Origin of the sequence: uncultured Parvibaculum sp. (assembly GCF_963975745.1) — a bacterium.
GTDB lineage: Bacteria > Pseudomonadota > Alphaproteobacteria > Parvibaculales > Parvibaculaceae > Parvibaculum.
Map to the genome: position 1 here is coordinate 49,456 of NZ_CAXBIB010000002.1, position 11,472 is coordinate 60,927.

The window sequence follows — 11,472 nt, forward strand, 5'->3', positions numbered from 1 at the left end:
CATGAATCTGTTGCAGCGCAGGCCAATCACAGGCGCCAGCGCAACTTCTGCTCGCCTTCTCAGGCCTTCTTTTCCCACCTCCCGACTTCGTTCTGCTGCCAGTAGGTCGCGTCGTGCCCCTCGGCCTTGAGCACCTTCCAGTGCTCGCGTGCCGTCGAAAGTGCTGTATCGTCCCGCCCATCGAACATCAGAACACAACGCTCATATCCGTCGAGCGCCGTCGGGCGTGCGCCATCGACCAGAAACAGAACGTTCGCATTATTGGGATTTTCATCCTCGATCGTCAGAAATATCGGCGCCGCTTCCGGCGGTCCGTCTTCGCGGCTGCCATGCGGAAGAAAACTGTCGTCGCTATAGGTCCAGAGCGCATTGTTCAGAGCATCAAGACGTTCCGGTCCGCCTGCACGCACGATCGCACGCCAGCCGCGCTCCAGCGAGCGCTCCAGCAATTGCGGCAACACGCGCTCGAGCGGTGTGTTCTGCAAATGGTAGAACAGCACTTCGGTCATCGTACCGCCACCGGACCGTTACCCCTCGTAGTGATCGGCAACAAGGCGGTCGAGCAAACGCACGCCCCAGCCCGAGCCCCATGACCTGTTCGTCGCCGTTTGCGGCGACGCCATCGCGGTACCAGCAATGTCGAGATGGGCCCAGGGAACCTTGTTGACGAACCGCTGAAGAAACTGCGCCGCCGTGATCGACCCGCCGTCGCGTCCGCCCACGTTCTTCATGTCGGCGAACTTCGATTCGATCATCTTGTCGTAGGCTTCGCCCATCGGCAGGCGCCAGACGCGTTCTCCCTCGACCTCGCCCGCTTCGAACAACTGCTTCGAAAGCTTGTCATCGTTGGAGAAGAGACCGGCATATTCCTTACCCAGTGCAATCATGATGGCGCCGGTCAGCGTTGCAAGATCGACCATGAACTTCGGCTTGAAGCGCGACTGCGTGTACCAGAGCGCATCGGCCAGCACGAGGCGTCCTTCGGCATCGGTATTGATAACTTCAATTGTCTGCCCCGACATCGAGGTCACGATGTCGCCAGGGCGCTGAGCCTTGCCGTCCGGCATATTCTCGACAAGACCAATCACACCGACTGCATTGACCTTGGCCTTGCGCGTCGCAAGCGTGCGCATCAGGCCGGCGACGCAAGCGGCACCCCCCATGTCGCCTTTCATGTCTTCCATGCCGGCTGGTGGCTTGAGCGAAATGCCGCCGGTGTCAAAACACACACCCTTGCCGACAAAGGCGACGGGCTTTTCGCCCGCCTTGCCGCCCATCCAGCGCATGACGACCAGCTTGCTTTCGTGCTGACTCCCGTATCCGACACCCAGCAGCGAGCCCATGCCGAGTTTCTTCATTTGCGCTTCGCCGAGCACCTCGACCTTGAGACCGACCCGGGACAGTGCGCTGACCCGCTTGGCGAACTCCCCCGGAAAGAGAATATTCGGCGGCTCATTGACCAGGTCGCGCGTCAGGAACATGCCATCGGCAACCTTGGCGAGCGTCGCATAATCCTTGCGGGCAGCCGCGGCGGCGCGTGTCATCACGGTCAGGGATTTCAGGCTGATCTTTGCATCGCCATCCTTCTTCTTCGTCTTGTACTTGTCGAAGCGATACGAGCGCAGCTTTGCACCGAAGGCAAAGCGTGCGGCTGCTTCGCCCGCGGTCAGTTTCGTGCCCGAAATGCCATCGAGCACGATCGAGAGCGATGTCTCCTTAGACTTTTCGAGATGGCCGAACAGTTCCCCCCCAGCCTTCTCCATGCCCGATGCCGAGAGGCTCGCCGATTTGCCCAGACCAACAAGAAGGATGCGGTTGGCGCCAATGCCGCGAGGCCCTGCAACTTCAAGCACCGAGCCGGCCTTGCCGGAAAATCCCGCGGCCTTCATCGCCCGCTTCAAGGTCCCGCCCGTCTTGCCGTCAAGGTCGGCAGCAGCGCCGCGAAGCGTTGCGCCCTCTGTCACCAGCACAGCCAGCGCACCTGCCTTGGCAAGCGAGATGTCGGCAAAGGAGATATTCATCTGGACCTCTTTCAATTAACTCTATGCTCAAATTTCGGGTCGCATTTGACTGATTCGCCGGCTCTCTGGTCCCCATGAGCCTCTGCTGCCTTTTCCCACAGGCCGAAATGGGATAACCATTTCTCTCAATAGAATCCGACAAATCGCCGTGTATCCTAACTGAATCGGCGACAAGGGAAAGACGCCACCGACTGGATGTGGAGCACCCTTCGGGTGGCATCCTCAAGCGCCCAAGCCAGTCCTCCGGTCGGGAGCCGGATTCATGCTGATAGGTCTATCACGATACCTGTTTTTTCAGACGCTGGGGCCATTTGCCGTGGCGACTGTGGTGCTGACCGGCATCATCTGGCTCACCCAGGCCTTGCGGATGCTCGATGTCATGATTGCGCAAGGACAGACGCTCGTGACCTTCTTCCAGCTGACCGCACTGGCTCTTCCCAGCACCCTCATCATCGTGCTGCCGATTTCTCTTTTCTGCGCGCTCCTCTACACGCTGCACAAACTCATTACCGATAGCGAAATCGTCGTGATGTTCTCAGCCGGCGTCAGCCTCTGGTCGGTTGCTCTTCCAATCCTTGCCATCGCAGTCGCTGTGTCGATGGTCGTACTTTCCTTCAGCGTCTACATCGCGCCAGCCGGGTTGCGCGAACTCAAGAGCCGCCTCTACGACATTCGCACCGACGTCGCGTCGTCAATGATCCGCGAAGGCACCTTCGCCAATCCGACGGCAGGATTGACGGTCTATGTGCGCGACCGCACGCCCGATGGCACGACCTATGGCATTCTCGTCCATGACAGCCGCAATCCAGCCGAGCCCATCACCTACATGGCCGAAACGGGCAGTCTTGTCCGTGGTCCGCGTGGGCCACTACTCGTGATGTTCAATGGCAACATTCAACGGGTGTCACGCGACGGCGACGAGGAAATGGGCGCGGCCACGTTGCTCTATTTCGACAAATACTCATTCGACCTATCACCCTACATGCAGGATCACCCCTCTCTAGTCTACGAAGGCAGAGAGCGGTACTTCAACGAACTGATCGATCCTGCACCGGACGATCAGTATGGGCAGATGCATCGCGACAAGCTCCGTTCCGACGCGCATGAACGCCTCGCGGAAGGCATCTTTCCGACGGCGCTGGCGCTGATCGCGCTTGCCGCATTGCTGCCTGCGCCGTTCAATCGACGCGGCTATGCAATGCGCATGGCAACGGCGGCCGGCGCCGCCCTTGGATTGCGGGTAGCAGGGTTCGCGCTCGCCAATGCCTCCAAGAACGACCTCAATCTGATGCCATTGATGTATCTCGTGCCGATCATGGCTTGTGCCATTTCGCTGGCCATTCTCGGCGGCTTTCGCTTCGGGTCCATCCTGCAGCGGGCTCCCGGCGAAGAGGCCCGCTCATGAACATCTCCTGGACGCTTTCGCGCTATCTGGCCCGACAGTTCCTGACCGTTGTCCTGATCACCTTCGCAGTATTTCTTTCTCTCATCTTCATGTTCGAACTGGTGGAACTGCTGCGGCGTGGCGCGGAGAAACCCGGCGTCACCTTCGGATTGCTGGCCTCAATGGCGCTGATGGAGTTGCCCCGCGTCGGTGGCAAGACGCTGCCCTTTGCCGTTCTGTTCGGCGGCATGGCGGCATTTCTCCGCCTCAGCCGCAACAACGAACTTGTGGTGGCGCGGGCGGCGGGCGTGTCGGTGTGGCAGATCATTGCACCGGCACTCGTCGTCACCTTCGTCATCGGCACATTCGTCGTCACGATCTACAATCCCGTTTCCGCAACATTGGCAACACAATACCGGCAGCTGGAATCGAAGTATCTCGATCAGCAGTCGAGCTTCCTCGCCCTCTCCTCGAACGGGCTTTGGTTGCGTCAGGCCGACTCGACCGGCCAGTCGGTCGTCCACGCATTGCGGATGGGCGAACAGGGTATCGAGCTGTATGACGTCACGATCTTTCTTTACGGCAATTCCAACAGCTTTCTCGGGCGGATCGACGCGCGCGAGGCCGTTCTCAAGGACGGCTATTGGGCTCTTCAGGAGGTCTGGGTCCTGCTGACCAATGATCAGCCGCGGCGGTACGAAACCTACGAACAGGAGACATCGCTGACGGCCGAACAGGTGCAGGATAGTTTTGCGCGGCCGGACACGATATCCTTCTGGGATCTTCCACATTTTATCGAGACAGCCGAGTCGGCGGGGTTTTCGGCCCGGCGCTACCATCTGCATTTTCACCAGATTCTGGCGACCCCGGTTTTGCTCTGCACCATGGTGCTGGTCGCCGCGGCGTTCTCGATGCGCACCGCCCGCTTTGGCGGCTTTGTTCAGGTCGTCATGGGCGGCATATTTTCAGGCTTTCTGGTCTATTTTCTCGGGGACCTGTCGATCGCTCTCGGCCTGTCGGGGATCCTGCCCACACTGCTGGCGGCCTGGGCACCTTCGGCGGTCGTCATGCTTTTGGGACTTGCGGTTCTCTTTCACCTCGAAGACGGTTAGACATTAGGCGGGCCCCGGTACGAATCCCGGTGGCCGGGGAAAAGACGCAGACGTGACACGGGGGCGATTGATGGGGTTTGGCGGCCGCTGCCTAGGCAAGGGCGGGCTCGTTATCAGCGCAGTGCTGGCATTTTGCCTTCACGGCGCGGGTCCCGTGTCAGCTCAGGACAAGACGCCAGCGCTCGCCGGTGCGCCAGAGCATTCGTTTCCGCAGTCGGGCGAAGTATTGATGCAGGCCGATGTGCTGGCCTATGACCGCGCGAGCCGCGTCGTCACGGCAACCGGCCATGTCGAGATCGCGTTCGGAAGCCGTGTCCTCCTTGCCGATCGCGTCACCTATGACGAAACAACCGGCGTCGTCACTGCAGATGGAAATGTGTCCCTGCTCGACCCTCAGGGCGACGTGGCGTTTGCCGACCGTCTGGTCCTTCGGAACGAGATGAAGGATGGTGTGATCGAAACGCTCCGGATTCTGTTGAGCGACAATTCAAGGCTCGCCGGCCATGAGGTCGTCCGCTCCGGCGGCAACATGACGACATTGCAACGTGCCGTCTACAGCCCCTGCGACATCTGCGAGGAAAAAGGCCAGACGACACCTCTCTGGCAGATCAAGGCGTTTCGCGTCATCCACAACAAGGAAGAGCAGCGCATCATCTATGAGGACGCGTTTCTGGAATTCTTCGGTGTTCCAGTGGCCTATGTGCCGTATTTCTCGCAACCCGACCCGACCGTGAAGCGGCAGTCGGGCTTTCTGCCTCCCAAGCTCGCAAGTTCAACCGATCTCGGACAGGAAGTGGAAATCCCTTACTTCTGGGCCATTGCGCCGGACAAGGACGTGACGCTGATGCCGCGCTTCACGACCAAAGAGGGCATTGTTTACAAAGGCGAGTATCGTCAGCGCGTCGAAAGCGGACAATTCGAGATGTTCGGCACTGGCACGTGGCCACGGACACAGACCGCAGGAACGCCAGGCGACGCCGACTTCCGCGGCAGTCTGTTCGGCAACGGCGATTTCGTCGTCGATGAGCACTGGCGCTGGGGCTTTCGCTCGGAACTCGCGACGGACGATACCTATCTGCGCAAATATGACCTGTCCTCCGCGACGGATCTGATCAGCAACATCAATGCGCGATATGCAAATGGCCGCAACAGCTTCACGGCTGACGCCTATTACTTCCGCGGCCTGCTTGCAACAGACCAGAACGCAACGACACCATGGGTCGCGCCGATCCTGCAATACAACTATTCCTATCCGGATCAGATCGCAGGCGGCAGGGTCGGACTTTCTGCCAATGCGATGGTGCTGGACCGACGGCAAGGCGCGAGTTCCCGCCGCCTTTCGGCCGCCGCCAGCTGGGACCGGCGCGAAACCACAGCCGGGGGCCTGGTCTACCGCCTCTTTGCGAATCTGCGTGGCGACTTCTATTCGGTGAGTGGCGTTCAGGATCCATCCCTGCCAGGCGTTACCTTCGAAAGCACAACAATCGCCCGCGGCCTGCCGACCATTGGAGCCGAATGGAGTTTCCCGATGGTTCGTTCCGATGAAAACTTCCGGCAAGTCATCGAACCGATCGTCCAACTGATCTACTCACCCAATATCGGCAATACGGTCGAAATTCCGAACGAAGACTCATTGAGCTTCGAATTCGACGATACCAATCTCTTCTCCGAAGACCGCTTCGCCGGACTTGATCGTTGGGAAACCGGCGCCCGAGCCAATGTTGGCGTCAAGTACGCTATTTTCACGCCCGATGGCGGTCAGGCATCGGCCATGATCGGGCAAAGTTATCGTGTCGAGGACAATACGAGTCTCGCGCCCGGCACGGGGTTGAGCGATCAGACGTCCGACTATGTCGGCCGCCTTGCCATTGCCCCATCAAATGACCTGCTGCTCTCCTATCGATTCCGGATTGACGACGAACGCTACAAGATCCGGCGCAACGAGGTTAACCTGCTTGGCACGGTCGATCGCGTCAGTGGACAGCTCGGATATGCTTATTTTGCGGCTGATCAGTCCGTGACATTCACGTCGCGTGAAGAGGTTTTTCTTGGCGCAACCGTGAAACTCGACGATTACTGGCGCGTATATGGGCGAACGCGACATGACATCGCCAACGACAGGGCTGTGGCGAACCGGGTCGGGTTTGGATACGAGGACGAATGTTTCGATTTCTCGCTCAGCTTCAATCAGTCGTTTACGCGTGATCGCGATATAGAGCCCGAGACATCCGTTATTCTGCAGATTACGCTGAAGACTCTCGGCGGAACCCAGGTTGCAGGAGCGACACCTAACGACTAGCGGCGAATTCGCGCCAGGGCCCTCGCAAGCCCCTGAAAAGTGGTGCTTTTTGCCATAGACCGCCGGATCCGGACAGGTTGATTAGCGACCTGATTCAAGTATTCTGTCGGCCAGCGACACCGAGGAGATCTAGGCATCACGCCTAAACGGGAGGGGCCTGCGGCCCTCAAGAAAGACGCCATGAAGTTAGAGATGTTAGCGGGCGCCAAAACGCTCGCCCGAGGCCTACTACGCCGGTCAGTACTGAGATTGACGCTTGCCTGCTTCGTTGCTCTTGCCGCCCTGCCCGCCGACGCTGTGGACGCACAGGAGTCCCGCAGTGCAACCGATTCTCAGGCAATTGCAGCGATCGTCAACGACCAGGTCATATCATCCTACGATCTCGACCAGCGCGTGCGCCTTGTCATGGTCAGTTCCGGTATCCCGAATACGGCGGAGAATGTGTCGCGAATCCGAGGCCAGGTGCTGCGCGCACTTGTCGATGAATATCTGAAAAGGCAGGAGGCACAACGCCTCAATATCCGGATCGAGCAGGCCGAGGTTGACTCTGCCCTGGAGCGCGTCGCGCAGCGTTCGAATATGACAGTCGCGCAGATCGAGGAGTTCCTTGAAGAGGGTGGCGTCTCGAAATCGGCACTGGAAGCCCAGATTGCATCCGACATGGCCTGGCAGCGTGTCGTGCAACAGCAATTCGGCGGCCTTGTTACCGTCGGGCAGAATGAGATCGATGAGGTGCTGCGCCGCCTGGAAGAAGAGGCAGACCAGCCGCGTTACCTCATATCCGAAATTCTCATCACCTTTGACAGCCCGGTGCATGCCGAAGAAATCTCTGCCGGGATACAACGTCTTGTCGAGCAGATACGCGAAGGCGCGCCCTTCGAAGGCGTGGCGCGGCAATTCAGTCAGTCGCCTTCGGCAGCCAATGGCGGCGATATCGGATGGGTGCACGCCAGCCAGCTTCCCGAAGGCGTCGGCAGCATCGTCACAAACATGCAACCCGGTATGGTCTCCGATCCGATCCGCACCGTGAATGGATTTTACATCATCCAGGTCCGCTCCATGCAGACCGGCACCGGGGCCGATCCGATGCGCGATCAGTATTCGTTGATGCAGGTTCTCCTTCCCTTGACCCCGGATGCCGAGCCGGCCGCCGTCAATCGGCGTGCGCGCGAAGCGCAGGAGTTCCGATCGCAGGTGACGTCCTGTGAAGACGCACCGGCATTGATCCGGAAATATCTGAGCGGCACATCTTCGCCTCTACAACAGGTGATCGCCGGACAACTCGACCCGCGGACGCGCCAGGCCGTCGCCAGGACTGCGGTCGGCGGCGCAACAGAGCCTATCCGCAGCGAACGTGGTGTCGAGATGCTCGTGATCTGCGGACATCGGCCAGCACAAGGCGAGATGCCGACGCGGGCGCAGATCGACGACACGCTTTACGAGCAGCAATTGTCGATGATGGGACGCCGTCACCTGCGCGATCTGCGGCGTGACGCCGTCGTTGTTTACCGCTGAGGCCGGCGTATATCATTCCGCCTGCCGAGGCCCGAATGGGTGCAACGACCATGACGCGTGTTGCGGCCTCCGGCGGCGGCCTGCCGCTGGCCCTGACCATGGGCGAGCCCGCCGGTATCGGGCCCGAGATCACGATCAAGGCATGGTCCGCTCGCGAGGCGGCATCGCTGCCCTGCTTTTTCGTGACCGGCGATCCTGCGCTCTATCAGCAACTTGGCGTACCCGTGCATGTGATCGGACGGCCCGCCGAAGCGACCGCAGCATTTCCCCGTGCCCTGCCCGTTCTGCCGGTTCCGCTCGCCGAGCGGGCAAAACCGGGCCGGCTCATTCCGGCCAATGCCCGTGCCGTGCTTGCCGCCATTGATCTTGCCTGCGACCTCGCAATGAACGGAATGGCAGACGGTCTGGTCACAAATCCCATTCACAAGGGAACACTCTACGAAGCCGGGCTGCAACTGCCTGGCCACACGGAGTATCTGGCAGCACGCACCGGCACCACACATGTCGCCATGATGCTTTCCTGTCCGGACCTGCGCGTCGTACCGGCCACTGTCCATATGGCGCTCAAGGATGTGGCAGCGGCGCTGAGCGTGGCCTCCGTTACCGAACAAGGGCGTGTCCTCGCGAGAGCCCTTCGCGACAGTTTCGGCATTGCACGGCCGCGTATCGCCGTGGCGGCGCTCAATCCGCATGCCGGCGAGGATGGGCATCTGGGCCGCGAGGAAATCGACATTATCGCGCCGGCCATCGCCGCCATACGGGCGAGCGAACCCTTTGCCGAGATATGGGGCCCGTCGCCGGCAGATACGCTTTTTCATGCCGATGCGCGCGCGCGGTATGACGCAGTTCTTTGCATGTATCACGACCAGGCGCTGATCCCGCTCAAGACGATCGATTTCGAACACGGGGTCAATACAACGCTTGGCTTGCCGATCATCCGTACCTCGCCCGACCACGGCACGGCGCTCGACATCGCCGGTCGGGGTATCGCCCATCCAGGCAGCCTCGTGGCCGCCCTGCAAGCCGCCGGCGAAATGGCACGCCGTCGGGCCGCGGCATGACCGGCGCAATGCTGCCGCCGCTGCGCGAGGTGATCGCCCGACACGGGCTCGCCGCTCGCAAGGCGCTGGGACAGAACTTCCTTCTCGACCTCAACCTGACCGGCCGCATCGCACGGGTGGCCGGGCCGCTTGAGGGGCACGATGTCATCGAAGTGGGACCGGGACCGGGCGGCCTGACACGTGCGTTGCTCGACAACGGCGCCCGGCGCGTCATCGCCATCGAACGCGACAAACGCTGTATTGCGGCACTCGAAGAGGTCGCTGCCGCTTATCCGGGCCGCCTGACACTTGTCGAGGGTGACGCACTTGAAACGGACATGGCCGCACTGGTCGACCGCCCTGCCCGCATTGTTGCCAACCTGCCCTACAACATTGCGACGCCGCTGCTTGTGGGCTGGCTGCAAACCGAACCCTGGCCCCCCTGGTTTTCAAGCCTGACGCTAATGTTCCAGCGGGAAGTGGCAGAGCGGATTGTTGCCTTGCCGGGAAGCAAGGCCTATGGCCGGCTCGGCGTGCTGGCGCAGTGGCGGACAAGATCGCGGATTCTGTTCGATGTCGATCGGCGCGCCTTCACGCCGCCACCATCCGTGACTTCGTCCATTGTCGAGCTTTTGCCGCGACAAGCGCCACTGGCCACGGCCGCCCCGCAGGCGCTTGAAAAGGTGGTAGCCGCCGCTTTCGGCCAACGTCGCAAGATGCTGCGCGCCAGTCTGAAATCGTTGGGGCGCGATCCTCTGGCGATGATCGCGGCAGCAGGCGCCCAGCCGACACAACGTGCCGAAGAGCTGACCGTTGAACAATTCTGTGCCCTGGCCCGGGCCTATGAGCGAGGCATCTGAACATCTGCCACCAAGGTTGGCAGGCTCGCGACCTCGTGCCACATTGTTGCTCAGAAGCGCGATGGCAGGATTGCTTCGCGTCAGGAAATCGAGGAGACCGCCCCAATGAAGTCGGAAGCCATTGTCGAATACGGCCAAGCGCTCAAGATCGTCGAAAGCGAAACACCGAAGCCGACAGGGACGGAAGTGCTGCTGAAGGTGACACATTGCGGCGTCTGTCATTCGGACGTGCATATTCACGATGGCTATTTTGACATGGGCGGTGGCAACAAGCTTGATGTTCGCGGCGGTCGGCAATTGCCGTTCACGCTGGGCCATGAGATCGAGGGCGAGGTGATCGGCGTCGGGCCCGATGCCAAAGGCGTCGAAATCGGAACGCGACGCGTCGCCTATCCATGGATTGGCTGCGGCGAATGCCCGACCTGCAAGCGCGGCGATGAGCATCTGTGCAACAAGCCCCGCAATCTCGGCATTCATGTTGCCGGCGGCTATGCCACCCATGTGATCGTGCCGCATCCGCGCTACCTGATCGACTATACAGGCGTCGCGGACGGGCTCGCCGCAACCTATATGTGCTCGGGTCTGACCGCCTACGGCGCAATGAAGAAGCTTGGCGAAATCAGCGCCGAGGAACGCGTGATGGTCGTCGGACTTGGCGGCGTCGGGATGATGGGCCTGCAATTCGCCAAGGCGATGTTTCCCGCCGCACCGCTCGGCGCCGATGTCGACGACAGCAAGCTCCAGGCCGCCAAGGGCGCCGGTGCCCATGAGGTTTACAATCCCAAGGACCCCGAGGCGATCAAGAAAGTGCTGGCAGACACCAATGGCGGTGTGCCGGCTGCGGTCGATTTCGTCGGCTCGGAAGCTTCGCTCAAATTCGCGACCAGCATCGTGCGTAAGGGTGGCCATGTCGTCATCGTCGGCTTGTTCGGAGGTGGGTTCTCGATGCCGATTCCGATGTTCCCGATGCGTGCACTGACGATCGGCGGCTCCTATGTCGGCTCACTCGGCGAGACGCATGAGATGATGGATCTGGTGAAAGCCGGCAAGATCGACCCGATCCCGGTCAGCGAACGTCCGCTCGGACAAGGCTCTCAGGCGCTCGACGATTTGCGCAAGGGTAGCGTAATGGGGCGTGTAGTATTGAAGCCTTGAGACGAGTTCCAGCAAGGCCGAGGTGCGGCCGCAACTTTCCGGAACCGAACAAGGCGATCATTCAAAGGCAAGGCAGCGTGCATTCC

General features: G+C 60.6%; 9 protein-coding genes. 7 read left to right on the forward strand and 2 right to left on the reverse strand.

What is annotated here, in order from left to right:
• Positions 1-59: 59 nt before the first annotated feature.
• Together AAC071_RS01900 and AAC071_RS01905 are read right to left on the reverse strand one after the other, a co-directional pair.
• The gene (locus AAC071_RS01900; RefSeq protein WP_339829361.1) at positions 60-509 is read right to left on the reverse strand and encodes a DNA polymerase III subunit chi; all 450 of its coding nucleotides are present in this window, start codon (positions 507-509) and stop codon (positions 60-62) included.
• 18 nt (positions 510-527) lie between these two features.
• A complete protein-coding gene (locus AAC071_RS01905) occupies positions 528-2,021 on the reverse strand; it encodes a leucyl aminopeptidase (RefSeq protein ID WP_339829363.1) in 1,494 nt (497 codons plus the stop codon).
• A gap of 262 nt (positions 2,022-2,283) precedes the next feature.
• Here AAC071_RS01905 and lptF point away from each other — a divergent pair, with 262 nt between their 5' ends.
• From lptF to AAC071_RS01940, 7 genes are all read left to right on the forward strand, one after another.
• On the forward strand, positions 2,284-3,426 hold the full coding sequence (gene lptF, locus AAC071_RS01910; protein ID WP_339829365.1) for an LPS export ABC transporter permease LptF: 1,143 nt from the start codon (positions 2,284-2,286) through the stop codon (positions 3,424-3,426).
• A complete protein-coding gene (lptG, locus tag AAC071_RS01915; RefSeq protein WP_339829367.1) occupies positions 3,423-4,517 on the forward strand; it encodes an LPS export ABC transporter permease LptG in 1,095 nt (364 codons plus the stop codon). Before lptF ends, lptG begins: the two co-directional genes overlap by 4 nt.
• Positions 4,518-4,671: 154 nt before the next feature.
• Positions 4,672-6,816, forward strand: a complete 2,145-nt coding sequence (gene lptD / locus AAC071_RS01920; protein ID WP_339829371.1) for an LPS assembly protein LptD — start codon at positions 4,672-4,674, stop codon at positions 6,814-6,816.
• Positions 6,817-6,996: 180 nt separating this feature from the next.
• Positions 6,997-8,331 carry a peptidylprolyl isomerase gene (locus AAC071_RS01925; protein WP_339829374.1) on the forward strand — a complete coding sequence of 445 codons (1,335 nt, stop codon included), beginning with the start codon at positions 6,997-6,999 and terminating at the stop codon, positions 8,329-8,331.
• A 35-nt stretch (positions 8,332-8,366) separates the two neighbouring features.
• Positions 8,367-9,392: a 4-hydroxythreonine-4-phosphate dehydrogenase PdxA gene (pdxA, locus tag AAC071_RS01930; RefSeq protein ID WP_339829376.1), complete on the forward strand. Its 1,026-nt coding sequence runs from the start codon at positions 8,367-8,369 to the stop codon at positions 9,390-9,392.
• Positions 9,389-10,231, forward strand: coding sequence for a 16S rRNA (adenine(1518)-N(6)/adenine(1519)-N(6))-dimethyltransferase RsmA (rsmA, locus tag AAC071_RS01935; protein WP_339829379.1), 843 nt, complete (start codon positions 9,389-9,391; stop codon positions 10,229-10,231). Before pdxA ends, rsmA begins: the two co-directional genes overlap by 4 nt.
• A 105-nt stretch (positions 10,232-10,336) precedes the next feature.
• Positions 10,337-11,386 (forward strand): alcohol dehydrogenase, encoded by a 1,050-nt coding sequence (locus AAC071_RS01940; RefSeq protein ID WP_339829381.1) that lies wholly within the window; start codon positions 10,337-10,339, stop codon positions 11,384-11,386.
• The last annotated feature ends 86 nt before the right edge of the window (positions 11,387-11,472 follow it).